We start from the raw sequence: 15,684 nt of genomic DNA on the forward strand, positions 1-15,684 counted from the left end.
CGGCGCAGGGCAAGTCGAGCGCAGCGGCGATCATCGGACCGGTGATGCCGTGCATGTCGTCTTCGGAGATGGCGCCGGTTAAAATCAGATCGTATTTTCTCGTCCTGGCAAAGTGAGCAATCGACGGGGCGACGGTCGACGGGGCTATCCGCCCGACGTTGTTCATGACCAGGTGGATTCCCGTGTCCGCACCCATGGCAACGGCTCGTCGAATCGTGTCCCTGACCCGATCGGGTCCCACCGACAGGGCGTCTACCGTGACATCGTCGGCCGCATCCCTGATGGCCAGGGCCGCTTCCAGGGCGTGGGCGTCGTAATGATTCATGCACCAGGAGACGGCCGTTTCATCGACCCAGGGGCCGGCAAAGACCAGCGGGCTTCCGGAGGTGAGAGTGGGTACCGTTTTGACGCAAACCAAAATCGAAAATGCCATGAATTCCCCATCTTTTTTGACTGGGGAGCCTATACGCATGAAATGCAGTTCAAGGCAATAAAAAAATCGAGCGTTCGCTATATTTTTATTGACACCGGATGGCCGCCGCCATATAGCAGGGACATACAGACCCCGGATTGGACAAATTCGCCGAGAAGCCCGTGAACGGCGTTGCGCTTTATCCTTCGTCCCTGCGGATGTTGAGGTTCCGAGGATGCTATTTTGAACATAACGAAGATATGGGATCAACAAAACCCTTTCGGGATAGGCACAAACCTGGCGTATCCGGGAGACCATTTCCATGAGCATCTTGTATCTGATCCGACACGGCCAGGCTTCCTTCGGCGCATCGGACTACGACGCGCTGTCGGAAGGGGGGAGGCACCAGGCCCGTGTCCTGGGCGATTTTTTTCTCAGCGCCGGCACCCATTTCGATGCCTGTTGGTCCGGTACCCTGAAACGGCAGAAACAGACTCTCGGTCAAGTCCGTGAACGCTTTCTGGAAGCCGGCGTTGACCTGCCGCTTCCGACCGACACCCCCGCCCTGGATGAATACGATTACGAAGCCGTTCTGCGGGCGCTGGTGCCGCTCATCGAAAGAGAGGATCCGGCATTCATCAAGGATGTCAGCACCATGCTGTCGGACCGGCGGGCATTTCAAAAGGTATTCGGACGCGTGATGACCCGCTGGGCCTCCGGTTCGGACCGCGTGGACGGTCTGCCCGAATGGTCCGCTTTTGCTGCAGTCGTGACCGCCGGTATTCACGAGATCATCGCACACAGCGACCGCGGCAGCCGGATCGTCGCTTTTACTTCAGGCGGCCCGATCGCTGCAACGGTCGGCAGTGTGATGGGTCTCGCCGCAGAAAAAACCATCGCCCTCTCATGGCAGCTGGCCAATGCCTCCATCACCCGCTTCAAATTCAGCGATGGGCGGATCAGCCTGGACACATTCAACGAATATGGTCACCTGGAGGGGCAGGCCGGAAACAGATTGGTGACCTATCGATAAGCGCAGGCAACAGGTTTCCAGCGGATGATGGCTGGGTAAAACCATCGACATTCAGACGAAAAAGGACAGCGAACATGGATTTTCAAATCTCTGAAAAAATGCAGGTGATCCTGGAGATGATCAACGCGTTTGTCGACAAGGAACTGATCCCCCTGGAGCCGGAATTCCTGAATCGTGAATTTGTGGATCTGCTTCCGGTGTTGGCGGAAAAGCGCAGGATGGTCAAGCAGATGGAGCTGTGGGCACCCAACCACCCGAAAGAACTCGGTGGCATGGGTCTGGATCTGGTCGAGCACGGCCTGGTGTCCGAAGTGCTGGGACGCACGCCCATCGGCCACTATGTGTTCAACTGCCAGGCGCCCGATGCCGGCAACATCGAAATCCTGCACAAGTATGGCAGCGAATCCCAACAGGAGAAATATTTGAAACCCCTGGTGGACGGAACGATCCGCAGCTGCTTCTCCATGACCGAGGTGGACATGCCGGGCTCCAATCCGACCATGCTGGAAACCACGGCCGTCAAGGACGGCGACGATTACGTGATCAACGGCCAGAAATGGTACACCACGTCGGCGGATGGTGCCGCTTTTGCCATTGTCATGGCCGTTACCAACCCTGACGCCTCGCCCTACATGCAGGCCAGCATGATCATGGTGCCCACCGACAACCCCGGTTTCAACCTGGTGCGCAACATTCCGGTCATGGGGCATCGGGGGACCGATTACGCCTCCCACGCGGAGATTCTCTACCATAACTGCCGGGTGCCTCGGGCGAACCTGCTGGGGCCCGAAGGGCACGGGTTCGTCATCGCCCAGGAGCGACTGGGACCCGGCCGGATCCACCATTGCATGCGATGGATCGGCATTGCCCAGCGCGCCTTCGACCTCATGTGCCGAAGGGCCAACACGCGTAAGATGTCGCCGGACGGAAGGACCCTGGGATCAAAGCAAATCGTCAAGTCCTGGATAGCTGAAAGTGCGTCAGAAATCCAGGCTGCCCGCCTGATGACCCTGCACGCCGCCTGGAAAATCGAAAAAGAGGGGGCCAAGGCCGCGCGCCACGAGATATCCTTTATCAAGTTTGTGGTGGCCAACATTCTCCAGCGGGTTGTCGATCGGGCGCTCCAGGTGCATGGCTGCCTGGGCATGACTTACGACACTGTGCTGGCCTATTTCTTCCGCCATGAACGGGCGGCCAGAATTTATGACGGGGCCGACGAAGTTCACAAGATGTCCGTGGCTCGGCATATCCTTCGCGCTCATGGGGAGGGCGGTTTGAAAGCAGCCTTGAATCTGCCGGGTTAAGGATGGTTCTGGGTTATGGGTTCGGGGTTCTGGGTTCTGGGTTCAGAGTTCCTGGTTTCCGGCTTTGAGCTTCGACCTTTCATCTTAACAGCTATTTCGTTCCGGATTCAAAGTAGGAGCGGCTTCCCGCCGCGATCAATATTGCAATCAATGACCCCTTTATCGAGAAACGGCCATGGATCTGAAGTCATTTGAAAAACAGGTCGCGGTATCGACCACGGATATCTGCAGGCAAATTTTCGAGAGCCGATCCCACTCGATTCAAATCAAAAAGGAACAGGTGGCGGTCAAAAACCTGGTGAGAATTTTCAAGGCGACGCTCAAGCTGGCCAACCAAAAGGGGTTTCACGCCATGAGCCTGCGGGACTTGTGTGCCGAAAGCGGCATGTCCATGGGCGGGCTGTATGCCTATTTTAAAAACAAGGAGGAACTGCTGACCCTGATCCAGGAGCAGGGCAGGGCCATTGTGGCCCGGGTGATGGGTGATCAGCTTGCCGGCATCAAGGATGCCGGACAGGCTCTGGATAGGGCCATTCGCAGCCACCTCTATCTGTCCGAAGTGCTGCAGCCCTGGTTTTTTTTCTCATATATGGAGACTCGCTTTTTTCATGCCGAAGAAGGCAAACGGGCCATTGCCGGGGAACTGCAGACAGAAGCCATTTTTTCCGGCATTCTGGAACGCGGGGTGGCTGCTGGCGCCTTAGCCATCAAGGACCCGTTGCTGGTTGCCGCTGCCATCAAGGCCCTGCTCCAGGATTGGTACCTGAAGCGCTGGAAATACAAACGGCGCCAGATTTCGGTCGAAGCCTATGCGGATTTTGTTATTTCCATGGTCAGGGACTATGGCGCCAGTAAAACCATGAAGGGAGTGTAAAATGACGTCTCTTGATCAGGCCAGGGCGGTTCGTCCGGGAGAGTCGCTGGATGCCAGGAAGATTTCAACCTACCTGATGGCGAATCTGCCCGACATGGTCGGCCCGGCAACGGTCCGCCAGTTTCACAGCGGTTTTTCAAACCTGACCTACCTGATCGGTATGGGTGATACCGAGCTGGTGCTGCGCCGGCCGCCCTTTGGACGCAAAGCCAAAACGGCCCATGACATGGGCCGGGAATACCGCCTGCTCAGCGCCCTGAAGCCTGTCTTCCCATTTGTCCCGGAACCATTGGCCTACTGCGAGGATCCCGCGGTCATGGACGTTCCCTTCTATGTGATGGAACGCATGCGCGGCGTGATCCTGAGAAAAGAACCGCCCGAATCACTGGTTCTCGGTGCATCGGAGGCCGGTCGGCTGTGTCGGCGGTGGGTGGATGTGCTGGGTGATCTACACGGCCTGGACTACCGGGGATGCGGCCTGGCGGATCTGGGCAACCCGGATGGTTATGTGGCCCGGCAGGTCCACGGTTGGTCCAAACGATACCGCGACGCGCGCACCGATGACGTCCCGGATTTCGAGAAGGTCATGGCCTGGCTGAGCGCCGGCATGCCGCCGGATTTTGCGAAGCCCGCTCTGGTCCACAACGACTACAAGTTCGACAACGTGATTCTGGACCCCGCCGATCTCACCCGGATTATCGGTGTGCTGGACTGGGAGATGGCCACCATCGGCGATCCGATTATGGATCTGGGCGCTTCACTGGGGTACTGGGTCGAGCCGGATGACAGCGACGAACTGAAGCTGATCCGGACGCTGCCGACCCTGTGCCCCGGAATGCTGAGCCGACGCCAGATCGTCGCGCTGTACGAGAAAAAATCCGGATCGGTCATAGAGAATTTTGCCTGGTATTACTGCTTCGGCCTGTTCCGGTTGGCGGTGATCGCCCAGCAGATTTACTATCGCTTTTACCACGGCCAGACAACCGACAAGCGCTTCGGTATGCTGGGGTTCGCCGTGGGGATATTGGAGAAGACGGCGGTGCGGGTGATGGAGACGGGAGAATTCTGAGAGGAGAAGACATGGCATCGTTTGACTTGAAAGGCCGTATCGCCTTGGTCACCGGCGCCAGCCGGGGCATCGGCCGGGCGATTGCAGAGACGCTGGCATACCACGGTGCAGAGCTGATTGTGGTCAGCCGGAAGCTGGAGCGCCTGGAAGTCGTCGCGGCAGGGATTCGCGAAAAAGGCGGCAAGGCGGTCTGTTTTGCCTGCAACATGGGCAGCCTTGAAGGCATCGATTTGCTTTACGACAACATTCGAGAGCAATACGGACGGCTGGACATCCTGGTGAACAATGCCGCCACCAATCCATTTTTCGGCGAGATGGCCGCGGTCGATGAAAACGTGTGGGAGAAAACCCTGGGTGTGAACCTGAAAGGTCCCTTTTTCATGATCCAAAAGGCGATTCCCCTCATGCAGGCGGCCGGCAAAGGCGCGGTAGTGAATGTCTCGTCGGTCAACGGCATCCGGCCGGCGGCGTTTCAAGGCGTCTATTCGATCACCAAGGGGGCGCTGATCACCATGACCCAGGCCTTCGCCAAGGAGCTTGCACCCCATGGTATCCGCGTCAATGCGCTGCTTCCGGGATTCACGGACACCCAATTTTCCTCGGTGCTCATGCAGAATAAAGAGATTTACGACATGGTGGTCGCTCAGATTCCCTTGAAGCGCCATGCGGAACCCAAGGAGATGGCCGGTGCGGTGCTTTACCTGGTTTCGGATACGGCATCCTACACCACCGGTGCCTGCATTCCTTGTGATGGCGGGCTGCTGGCATAGCAGCGGGCTTCCAGCAGAGCGGAGGGTCAAGTGAAAGCATCCCGATGTCTTTTTGTGGATGCAATTGGCCCGGTCGGTATCTGAGCCTGTTCCGTCATCCCTTGATTACCGCATTCAGCAGCTGGCTCAAATCCTGAATCAGATACGGCTTCTTAACGGCACCGCAGAACCCGTAACGGGCGTGGTTGGCCATCACCGGGTCATTTGAGTATCCGCTGGAGACAACGGCCCGTACATTAGGGTCCAGCGCGCGAAGGTGGCGAACGGTCTCTTTTCCGCCCATGCCGCCGGGTACGGTCAGGTCCAGTATGACTGCATCGAAGGGATCGCCGGCGGACAGCGCCGCTTTGTACCTATCTACGGCGGCCTGGCCATCCTGGGCCAACACCACGTCGTACCCCATTTTGGGAAGCATGACCGAAACCAACTCCCGGATGAAATCCTCGTCATCCATTACCAGTATGCGTCCCTGGCCGGTTACCAGCCCCTTGGTTTGCCTGTTGTCGATCTCATGCGCGCCTTCAGAAGCGGGCAGCAGGATGGTAAACGTGGCGCCCTGACCCAATTTTGAATCCACGGTCAATTGGCCATCGTGTTTGGCGATAATGCTGTAGGCCACGGCCAGGCCCAGCCCGCTGCCTTTTTGCTTGGTGGTGAAATACGGGTCGAATATTTTTTTTAGGTGCTCCGGGTGGATGCCGATGCCCTCGTCCTGGATGGACAATTGAATATGATTGCCGGCTTCGAGGGCATATGGGTTGTCGGCTGGCAAGTTCACATTGGCGCCCTTTATCGACACGGTGCCGCCGTTGGGCATGGCCTGATCGGCATTGATGATGAGGTTGTGCACGACCTGGGTGATTTGACCGTCATCGACATCGGCGGGCAGCAGCCCTTCGTCAATACTGAACTGGCAGCGGACGTTGGACCCGCGCAGGACAAATTGCGCGGATTCACGAGCCAAGTCGCCCACGTTGGTGGTGTGCCTTACGGGTTCACCCCCCTTGGAAAAGGTCAGCAATTGTTGGGTCAGGTCTTTGGCCCGGACCGCCGCTTTTTCCATTTCGTGCAGCGCTCGCGACACCGGATGGGCGGGCTGAACATCCAATTTGGCCATCGACAGATTGCCGATGATGCCGGTTAAAAAATTATTGAAATCATGGGCAATACCACCCGCCAGCACCCCCAGGGATTTCAACTTCTCCATCTTCAGCAACTCTTCTTCGATGCGCTGCTGACCGGTAATGTCGCGAAATACCAGCACCACGCCGATGATTTCGCCTTGAAGGTCCAGTATCGGTGCGCCGCTGTCGGCAATCATACGTTCCCGGCCGTCCCTGGCCACCAGGATGGTGTGGTTGGTCCGACCGACGATCTGCCCGGTGGAGAGCACGCGCTCCACCGGGTTGGCGCAGGGTTCTCCGGTCCGCTGGTCAACAATCCGGAACCCATCCATCAACGGTCGACCGATCGCATCCGCTTCACGCCATCCGGTCAGATCCTCTGCAATCGGGTTCATGAGGGTAATTCGACCTCCACGATCCGTGGTGATCACGGCATCGCCGATGCTGCGAACGGTAACCGCCAGGCGTTCCTTCTCTGCGGCTAACTGGTTGGCTGCCTGGCGTTCCTCCGTGATGTCCCGTATGGTGCCTAAGATACAACGTTCACCGCTTATTTCGATCATCGCACCGCATACGGAGCCCAGACGCAAACTTCCGTTTTTAATTCGAAAATTAAGCTCCATATCGCGGGCAGCCCCTTTTCGAAGAACCTCGCCAACGTATTGGCGGCGCTCCTTCGGATTCGTCCACAGGCGGAGCTCCGCCACGCTGTCGCGACCGATAACCTCCTCCCTCGAATAGCCGGTGGCTCTGCTGAAACTGTCGTTAACGTCGAGGATCACCCCATCTGCCAGACGGGTGATGATGACCGTGTCTGGATTCAACTGGAATACCCGTGAAAACTTGGCCTCGGATTCCCGAAGGGCCTGCTCGGCGACCACGCGGGTCGTAATGTCTTCTAAGATTCCCTGAAAATGCGTGATTTCACCGGTAGGGTCACGGCGGATGAATGTCTGGTCGTTGACCCAGCGTACGGACCCATCCGCCGCTACAATTCGATAGGGTTCATGGACGAAGCCCGCTCGACCCGGTTCCTGGCTGTAGGTGGCGACTTCACGGGCAACCCGTTTTATGTCGTCCGGGTGAACCACCTTACTGAAAAGGATGCGGCCCGATAAAAAATCGGTATCCGCGTACCCGAAAATACGACCGACGTTCCGCGTGACGAATTCTACCGGCCATTCCGTCTCGTTGCGCCACAGGAAGGCAACCACGGGACTCTTCTCGATGATGGCAAAGGTTTCCCGACGGGCCTGCTCAGCCAGTTTTCGTTCGCGGATATCCCGGACGATACCCTGGATCACTTTCTTGCCATTGATATCAAAAATACTTGAGGTCACTTCGGTGGGAATGACGTCGCCATTTTTATTGATGAAATCTATTTCGAACCTGACGTGCCCGTCCCGGAGAATAACCTCGAAAGCCGATTTTGATTGTTCTTGTGCTTCTGGCGGGTGCAGCAGCGGTATCTTGATGGATAACAGCTCCGGTTTGCCGTATCCAAACAAGGCCAACGCTTTTTGATTGGCGTCGATGATGGTACCGTCCAGATCATGAATGAAAATGGCGTCGCCGGCATTTTCGAAAAGATTGCGATATTTTTCATCGATGGTCCTCAAGGCGTGGTCGGCATCGACCACTTCGCGTTTGAGCGCCTCTTCGTCACGTATCAACTGGGTGACGTCATGCATGATGGCCAAGACATGCGGTTTTCCGTCACCATGATCCAGCACGGACGTGGAAATCCGCAGGCTGCATGTGGTTCCATCGGCGCGGGTAATCTCCCACGTTTCTGCTTCCAGGTGGACCCCGTCGCGCATGGCCGCCATGCGCGCAATGGCTTTGGCCTGCGTGTCAGGATCCGGGTAGACGCTCTGGTACCAGCCCTTGCGGTTGATTGCTTCAAGGCCGTAACCGGTTAATTCGACCATCCGCCGGTTCCAGAAGGTAAATTTTACATAAGGGAAGGTGTCGACCGCGTGGCATATGCACACGCCGTCGGCGGCGTGGTCAATGTCTGCCAAACTGAAGGCATCGCAGGCGGAGGCGAGCTCCAGACGGTTTCGGTAAACACGTAACTCCGCCTCCAAATCGGCAATGCGCTGGATCAATGCCTCTCGGGTGGGCTGCGTCTCCATTCCGAATATATCCTGTAAGGTCACCTGGGGTGGGATAAGTCTTATTGATTAATACAAAATGATTGTGGCCATGTCAATGTGCGCGGGAAAGCAGACCAGCCAAAACCTTGCGTTGCGTGGGGGTTTTTCACCTTCTCAAGTAGCGGATGGATCATTATTCCCGGGCAAGGGGCCTGGATAATTCAAGACTTGAAAAAAGATAAAATTTATGAACAGTGTTCAACAAGAGTTGCTTAAATGAAAGCACGCCGCCATCCGACCCACCCACCATTCGTCTGTCAGTCAACCGTTGGCGAATGGCACGCTTTTCAAAAACTGAAATGATAGAGAGCGCTTTCTGTATCGGTGTTAATCCTGCCCTGGAGAGAAAACCATGGAAATAGATCAGTTGGTCGATGAAAAATATCTGCGGGGGGTTCTGGATGCCTTCCCCATTCCTGTTCTTATTGTAGACAAAGGCCTGACCATCCACGACGCGAACCATGCTTCCAAAAAATTGCTTGGAGACGATATCAGCGCAAAGCTAAGGGAATTGTGCGGAGATACGCTGGGCTGCATCCATGCGATCAGTAGGCCCGGTGGATGTGGAACAACCGATTTTTGCCCAGAATGCGTGCTTCGACAAACGTCGGCGGCCGTTGCCAAGGGTGAGTCTTCGTTTCGGCGCTTATCTAAAATGAAAATCCAATCTGATGGCCGGGTCCAGGAAAAAACCTTTCTTGTGAGCGGTGCGCCGTTGCAGCATGCAGGACGAAGCTATGTGATCCTTACCCTGGAGGACATTACCGAATTGACAGAGCTGCGCAAAATTGTACCGATTTGCTCGTTTTGCCGTAAAGTCAGAGATGACGATGACTATTGGCAGGAAGTTGAACACTACTTCGCCAAATACTCCACGATCCGATTCAGTCATGGCGTCTGCCCCGATTGTAGAAAACAGCATTACTCGGAATTTTTAAAAGATCAATAAATACTGAAAATACGGATACTCAGCAACAGCGCGGGTGCTGAGCCGAAAAGCTTGTTCGAAAAAGGACTGCATGATCCCAGACCCACCATGTAGGTCAGGCGTCGCGCTTCAAGCGTACTATACACGTCTCTATCGCAGGCATTTCCAGGGTGCCCTGGTGCGATCCGGTGCCAGCCTGATCATGTGGCTGTTCGCCTGGGCCGCATACGCTATCGATGTCATCAGCTCCGGTCACTTCATCGGAGTGAGCCTGGCCGTGCTCTACCTGATCGCCATCAACCCGCCGACCCTCTGGGTTCTCAAGCGTATCGAGCATCCCCACCGGCATGCCAATTTTTCGACTTTCATCAATCTGCTGGAGATCTTGGGATACACGGCGGTGATATATTTTTTAGGCGGGATCGAAGCCACGTATCTCACTCCCATCTATGCGGCGCTGATCACCTACGTGGGTGCAATGACCGAGCGGTGGCGAACCTTTTTGATCGCGGCCGCCTGCGCGACGGTCTACACCGTGATGGTTCTCATGGAAGGATCCGGTATGATTCCCTGGCATCGGGTCAACCCCAACTTCACCGTTACGTGGACGGCCCGGCTGGTATACTTGTCCGTCGTCGTTACCCTGCTGTTTGTCATCGCTTACATCGCCTCGTACACAGCCGCCCTGCGAAAAAAAAACCGGGACGAGCTGCGTGAAAAAAACAAGGAACTCGAACGCCAGACCCAACGGTTGCTGCTGGCCGAGCAGAAACTGCGCATTGCCCATCACGATCTGGAAAAGCGGGTGGCGGAGAGAACCGCCGAGCTCAGCCGCATCAACAAGGAACTTCGCCAGGAGATTCGGGAACGCGTATCCGCCGAGAAGTCGTTGACAGAATCCCATGAGACATTTCTGACGGTGCTGGACAGCATCGATGCCACCATATACGTAGCCGACATGCAGACACACCAAATCCTTTTCATGAACCGGCACATGAAGAACCTTTTCGGCGGCGACGCCGTCGGTTCCCGTTGCTGGAATGTGTTTCGCGGTGCAGCGGAGCCCTGCCCACATTGTACCATGAAAGGCTTGCTGGATGGCGACGACAACCCTACCGGTGTGCACGTCTGGGAAACCGAAAACCCAATTACCCTGCGCTGGTACATCAATTACGACCGGGCAATCAAATGGGTGGACGGCCGCTGGGTGTTCCTCCAGATCGCCACCGACGTCACCCGGCTGAAGGCCCTGGAAAAGGAGCGCAGTGATGCCGAGGCCAAGCTTCACCGCGCCCAGAAGATGGAAGCCCTGGGATTGCTTGCCGGCGGGGTAGCCCACGACCTTAACAACATCCTTTCGGGTGTCGTGAGCTACCCGCAACTGCTGCTGCTGGACCTGCCCGACGACAGTCCCCTACGCGAACCCCTATCGGTGATCAAAAAGTCAGGTGACAAGGCGGCCGCCATCGTTCAGGATCTGCTCAACCTGGCTCGACGGGGGGTGGTGACCACTGAGATTGTCAACCTGAATACCATCGTGCAAGAATATGTCGACAGCCCCGAACACGAAAAGCTCAATCAGCATCACCGCGGCTGTGTCCTGCAGGTCAACTGCCAACCCGACCTGATGAACCTTTCAGGTGCACCAACGCAGTTGGCAAAATCCATCATGAACCTGATTTCCAACGCATTCGAAGCCATGCCGGAAGGGGGTCGGGCAGTCCTGTCGACCGCGAACGGATATATCGACAGGGACACGGGTGGGTTCGAGAACGTCGCCGAGGGCGAGTACGTCATACTCACGGTGACCGATGCGGGCTTGGGAATCTTACCCGAGGACAAAGAGCGGATTTTCGAGCCCTTCTTCACGAAGAAGGTTTTAGGGCGCAGCGGCACCGGACTGGGTATGGCCGTGGTCTGGGGGGTTGTCAAGGATCACCAGGGCTTTGTCGACGTCCAGAGTCGGTTGGGCGAAGGAACCACCTTTAGGCTCTACTTCCCGGCTTCCCGCCAAGTCGTGCCCAAACAGGCCGCCCTGCCGCACCTGGATGAATTGCAGGGCCGGGGCCAGTCGGTCCTCGTGGTGGACGATGTCAAGGATCAGCGCGAAATTGCCTGCGGGATACTCAGCAAGCTGGGGTATACACCAACCGCGGTCGTCAGCGGCGAAGAAGCGCTGGCCTATGTTCAAGACAACTCGGTAGATTTGATGGTGATCGACATGATCATGGATCCGGGCATGAACGGCCTGGAGACTTTTCAGGCGGTCCGGAAAATCCGGCCGCACCAGAAGGCCATCATCGCCAGCGGTTTCGCCGAAACCGGGAGTATCGAAAGCGCCCTGCAGATAGGCGTGGGTGCATACGTGTGCAAACCCTATTCCATCGAACAGATCGGCCGGCCGGTGAAAGAGATGTTGGGCTGATCCTGGTGGCCATCCGCGGTCAAATGTGCTGAATCCTGACCTTGAGCATCATGTCGCCCCGGGAGCCGTCGGACTTGGCTTTGCCCACGTTCTTTAAGCGCAGTACCTGGCCGTCGGCAATCCCTTGGGGCACGACGACACGGTACAGGCGATTCTGCAGCCCCCTGGGGACGGTGATCAGTTTGCGTGCGCCGACCATGGCTTCGTACTGGGTGATGGTGAGGGTCCCGTAAAGGTTGGCCTCCTCCTCACCGCCGGCGGTTTTAACCACTTGAAACCGGTGGGACCGCTTCTTTTCGGTGGCGTGGCGCAGCCGGTCGGTGACGCCGGTGGCCGGAATCCGGTCGAACAGCTTGAGAAAGAGCACGCCGAAGACGAACCCGCCGATGTGCGCCCACCAAGCGATACCGCCGGCCTGCCCGGAGCTTCCCGCTGCATTGAAAATCTGCAGGAGCAGCCAGACTCCCAGAAAGAAGAAAGCCGGGATTTCTACGAACCAGGGGATGAAGATGATCGGGATCAGGGTCAGTATGCGGGAACGGGGATAGAGGATGAAATAGGCGCCCATGATGCCGGCGATGGCTCCGCTGGCGCCGATGGTGGGTATGTTGGAGTGGGCATTGAAGAGCAACTGGGTCATGCCCGACGCCAGACCGCACAGTAGGTAGAAGACGATGTATCGCGCCGGTCCCAGACGATCTTCGACATTGTCGCCGAAAATGTAAAGGGACCACATGTTTCCGATCAAATGCAAGAATCCGCCGTGCAGGAACATGAAGGTGAACAGGGAGATGACCCGCTGGCCGAGTGAGAAGTAGGCCGCCACCTGGGGGACGGTGAACTTGGCGGGGACCAACCCGTAAAGATAGACGAAATGGTCCTGGGCCGGCCCCTGGGCCAATTGCACCAGAAAAAACACCACATTGATGCCGATGAGGGTGTTGTTGACCACCGGGACGGTTTTGATCGGTGTCGTGTCGCGAATGGGGATCATACGTTGCCATGCCGGCGCCGTAAAAAGCCCAATATCTGCGTTACGCTTATCCTTCGTCATTGCGGATAATCGTCAATACGCTGCCTACGGCACCCGCGACAGCTGTATTCTCAGGATTCGCAGGCCTTGATCTCGGTCTTTTTACGGCACCTACCAGTATATAGCGATGGTTAATGAGCTAAATGATTGTGAGAATTTTGGATTGTGACTTTGAGAGCGATCATTCCCCAATCCCGAATTCCTCAATTCGCTTCAATTCTCATACTCAGATCCACGGCCACGGCCGAGTGGGTCAGGGCGCCGATGGAGATGAGATCCACCCCGGTTTGGGCCAGCTTCTTCAGTCGTCCCCGGGTGACGTTGCCGGAGGCTTCCACCAGGGCTTTTTTGTCTATCAGACGAACGGCATGGCGGATCTGATCCAGATCCATGTTGTCGAGCATGATGACGTCCGCACCGGCGGCCAGGGCCTCTTTTACTTCTTCAACGGTGGCCGCCTCCACCTCGACCTTTACCAGGTGGGAGGCCTGCTGCCGGACTTTTTTTACCGCATTGATGATGCCACCGGCCACGGCGATGTGATTGTCCTTGATCAGTACGCCGTCGTACAGGCCCATGCGATGGTTATGGGCGCCTCCCATGCGAACGGCGTATTTTTCCAGCACCCGCCAGCCCGGGGTGGTCTTGCGGGTATCCACCAGTTTCACGCCTGTTCCGGCGACCTCCCCGACAAAGGTGCGCGCCTGGGTGGCGATGCCGGACAACCGCTGAAGGAAGTTCAAGGCGGTGCGCTCGCCCTTTAACAGGGTGCCCAGTGTGCCGTCGATTCTGACCAGCGTGCTGCCGGCAGGAATTCGGTCGCCATCCGCGTAAAGAGCGTTGAAATCGATTTTCGGATCGAGCGCCTGGAAGACCTTCTCAGCCACCTGCAGGCCGGCGACCACCAGATCCTGCTTGGCGATGATCGCACCTTTCCCGCGTGTATCCGGGCCCACCAGGTTGTCGGTGGTGATGTCCCCGGGGCCGATGTCTTCTTCCAAGGCCAGTTGGATCAACTCGTCAGTGGTGTGCATGTTCTTAATCCATCATATCCTTGACTCGCTCCAAGGTTGCCTCCAGGGCGTGCTGTTTTTCCAGCAGGGCGGCGTGCTTTTCGCGGACACCGTCCACCACATCGGCGGGCGCCTTTTTGAGGAAGTCCTCGTTGCCCAGTTTTTTGTTCATACCGGACAATTCTTTGGATAGCTTGCCGATTTCCTTTTCCAGGCGCGTCTGCTCCTGGGCAAAATCGATGATGCCTTCCAGCAGCACATATACCGTTGCCCCGTTGACCAGGACCGTTGCCGCCGCTTTGGGACGTTTCATGGCAGCCTCAACGCTGATGGTGTTCAGGCGTGCCAGGTTCATGATCAGGTCTCGGTTGCTCTCCACCACCGCGCCAGTTTCTGAGTTCTCGGCGTGGACGGCTGCGGACAGGGCGGTGGAAGGAGAAATGTTCATTTCACCGCGCACGTTGCGGATGCCGGTGATGACGGCCACGACCGTTTCCATTTGCGCTTCGGCCGCCGGATCGTCGCCGGGCTGAACATGGTCCGGCCAGATCGCCTGCATGATCGAGCCGTCGGTGCCGGGCAGCGAGTGCCAAATCTCCTCGGTGACGAAGGGGGCAAAGGGGTGCATCAGGATCAGGGCTTCCTTGAACACATGCCACAGCACCGACAAGGTGGCGGCTTTTTCCTCGTTGCCGGCCTTGTCATATAAGGTTGGTTTGATGGCCTCTATATACCAGTCGCACAGTTCATGCCAGACAAACTGGTAAACGGCGCCGGCGGCTTCGTTGAACTTGTAGCCATCCAGGGCTTCCTCGGTCTGCCGTGCCACCCGACTCAGTCTGGAAAGGATCCAGCGGTCCTGCAGGGAGATGTGTTTCTCATCGATGGCATCGTATCCCTTCTCCAGGTGCATGAGGGAAAACCGTGCGGCGTTCCAGAGCTTGTTGATGAAGTGGCGGTAACCTTCGACCCTTTTTTCGCTCATCTTTACATCCCGTCCCTGGGCGGCAAATGCGGCCAGGGTGAAGCGGAAGGCGTCGGTTCCGTATTGGTCGATGACGTTGAGCGGGTCAATGACGTTGCCCTTGGATTTGCTCATTTTCTTGCCTTCCTCGTCTCGCACCAGGGCGTGTACGTAGACATCATGAAAGGGGACCTCTTTCATGAAATGGATGCCCATCATCATCATGCGGGCCACCCAGAAAAAGAGGATGTCGAACCCGGTGACCAGCACCGATGTGGGGTAGTAGGCCTTGAGCAGTTGGGTCTGATCCGGCCACCCCATGGTGGAAAAAGGCCACAGGGCCGAACTGAACCAGGTGTCCAGCACGTCGGTTTCCTGGACCAGGTCGATCGAACTGCAGTCCGGGCATACATCGGGTGCCTCCATGGCAACGATCAGCCTGCGGCAACTCTGGCAGGTCCAGGCCGGAATTTGGTGGCCCCACCAGATCTGTCGGGAAATGCACCAGTCGCGGATATTAACCATCCAATCGTAGTAGGTCTTGGTCCACGATTCGGGGATAATGCGCGTCCTGCC

The 15,684-nt window shown here is 56.9% G+C and carries 11 protein-coding genes and 1 pseudogene; 7 read left to right on the forward strand and 5 right to left on the reverse strand.

All coding sequences use genetic code 11. The annotated features are described in order from the left end of the window. Positions 1–433: pseudogene (locus tag ABYV26_RS08480) on the reverse strand (hypothetical protein); the annotation flags it as partial. Positions 434–734: 301 nt separating this feature from the next. On the opposite strand from ABYV26_RS08480, the gene ABYV26_RS08485 reads away from it, so the two are divergent. The 5 genes from ABYV26_RS08485 (at position 735) to ABYV26_RS08505 (ending at position 5,462) form a co-directional block, all read left to right on the forward strand. Beyond that, a complete protein-coding gene (locus tag ABYV26_RS08485) occupies positions 735–1,445 on the forward strand; it encodes a histidine phosphatase family protein (RefSeq protein WP_372680031.1) in 711 nt (236 codons plus the stop codon). A gap of 74 nt (positions 1,446–1,519) precedes the next feature. Continuing rightward, positions 1,520–2,749, forward strand: coding sequence for an acyl-CoA dehydrogenase family protein (locus tag ABYV26_RS08490; RefSeq protein ID WP_372680033.1), 1,230 nt, complete (start codon positions 1,520–1,522; stop codon positions 2,747–2,749). Positions 2,750–2,924: 175 nt separating this feature from the next. Then, positions 2,925–3,623, forward strand: coding sequence for a TetR/AcrR family transcriptional regulator (locus ABYV26_RS08495; protein ID WP_372680034.1), 699 nt, complete (start codon positions 2,925–2,927; stop codon positions 3,621–3,623). Between the two features lies 1 nt (position 3,624). Continuing rightward, the gene (locus ABYV26_RS08500) at positions 3,625–4,692 is read left to right on the forward strand and encodes a phosphotransferase family protein (RefSeq protein ID WP_372680036.1); all 1,068 of its coding nucleotides are present in this window, start codon (positions 3,625–3,627) and stop codon (positions 4,690–4,692) included. 11 nt (positions 4,693–4,703) lie between these two features. Further along, positions 4,704–5,462, forward strand: a complete 759-nt coding sequence (locus ABYV26_RS08505; protein ID WP_372680038.1) for an SDR family oxidoreductase — start codon at positions 4,704–4,706, stop codon at positions 5,460–5,462. Between the two features lie 94 nt (positions 5,463–5,556). Here the strand turns inward: ABYV26_RS08505 and ABYV26_RS08510 are convergent, their stop codons facing one another. Beyond that, positions 5,557–8,724, reverse strand: coding sequence for a PAS domain S-box protein (locus ABYV26_RS08510; protein WP_372680040.1), 3,168 nt, complete (start codon positions 8,722–8,724; stop codon positions 5,557–5,559). 373 nt (positions 8,725–9,097) lie between these two features. Here ABYV26_RS08510 and ABYV26_RS08515 point away from each other — a divergent pair, with 373 nt between their 5' ends. Both ABYV26_RS08515 and ABYV26_RS08520 read left to right on the forward strand, forming a co-directional pair. Further along, positions 9,098–9,694: a PAS domain-containing protein gene (locus ABYV26_RS08515; protein WP_372680042.1), complete on the forward strand. Its 597-nt coding sequence runs from the start codon at positions 9,098–9,100 to the stop codon at positions 9,692–9,694. Between the two features lie 70 nt (positions 9,695–9,764). Further along, positions 9,765–12,098 (forward strand): ATP-binding protein, encoded by a 2,334-nt coding sequence (locus ABYV26_RS08520; RefSeq protein ID WP_372680044.1) that lies wholly within the window; start codon positions 9,765–9,767, stop codon positions 12,096–12,098. A gap of 19 nt (positions 12,099–12,117) precedes the next feature. Here ABYV26_RS08520 and ABYV26_RS08525 read toward each other — a convergent pair whose 3' ends face one another. The 3 genes from ABYV26_RS08525 to ABYV26_RS08535 form a co-directional block, all read right to left on the reverse strand. Further along, complete coding sequence (locus tag ABYV26_RS08525) at positions 12,118–13,092, reverse strand: rhomboid family intramembrane serine protease (protein ID WP_372680046.1); 975 nt, start codon at positions 13,090–13,092, stop codon at positions 12,118–12,120. Between the two features lie 242 nt (positions 13,093–13,334). Continuing rightward, positions 13,335–14,165: a carboxylating nicotinate-nucleotide diphosphorylase gene (nadC, locus tag ABYV26_RS08530; RefSeq protein ID WP_372680048.1), complete on the reverse strand. Its 831-nt coding sequence runs from the start codon at positions 14,163–14,165 to the stop codon at positions 13,335–13,337. 4 nt (positions 14,166–14,169) lie between these two features. Further along, positions 14,170–15,684: class I tRNA ligase family protein (locus tag ABYV26_RS08535; protein ID WP_372680050.1), on the reverse strand; the 1,515-nt coding region annotated here is incomplete at its 5' end.

The organism is Desulfosarcina sp. (assembly GCF_041551955.1).
Lineage (GTDB): Bacteria > Desulfobacterota > Desulfobacteria > Desulfobacterales > Desulfosarcinaceae > Desulfosarcina.

Excerpts from the sequence above, each read along its gene's own strand:
- ABYV26_RS08505 (WP_372680038.1), top strand. The coding sequence starts at position 4,704 with ATGGCATCGTTTGACTTGAAAGGCCGTATCGCCTTGGTCACCGGCGCC.
- ABYV26_RS08500 (WP_372680036.1), top strand. The coding sequence starts at position 3,625 with ATGACGTCTCTTGATCAGGCCAGGGCGGTTCGTCCGGGAGAGTCGCTG.
- ABYV26_RS08485 (WP_372680031.1), top strand. The coding sequence starts at position 735 with ATGAGCATCTTGTATCTGATCCGACACGGCCAGGCTTCCTTCGGCGCA.
- ABYV26_RS08510 (WP_372680040.1), bottom strand. The coding sequence starts at position 8,724 with ATGGAGACGCAGCCCACCCGAGAGGCATTGATCCAGCGCATTGCCGAT.
- ABYV26_RS08520 (WP_372680044.1), top strand. The coding sequence starts at position 9,765 with ATGATCCCAGACCCACCATGTAGGTCAGGCGTCGCGCTTCAAGCGTAC.
- ABYV26_RS08495 (WP_372680034.1), top strand. The coding sequence starts at position 2,925 with ATGGATCTGAAGTCATTTGAAAAACAGGTCGCGGTATCGACCACGGAT.
- ABYV26_RS08490 (WP_372680033.1), top strand. The coding sequence starts at position 1,520 with ATGGATTTTCAAATCTCTGAAAAAATGCAGGTGATCCTGGAGATGATC.
- ABYV26_RS08515 (WP_372680042.1), top strand. The coding sequence starts at position 9,098 with ATGGAAATAGATCAGTTGGTCGATGAAAAATATCTGCGGGGGGTTCTG.
- nadC (WP_372680048.1), bottom strand. The coding sequence starts at position 14,165 with ATGCACACCACTGACGAGTTGATCCAACTGGCCTTGGAAGAAGACATC.
- ABYV26_RS08525 (WP_372680046.1), bottom strand. The coding sequence starts at position 13,092 with ATGATCCCCATTCGCGACACGACACCGATCAAAACCGTCCCGGTGGTC.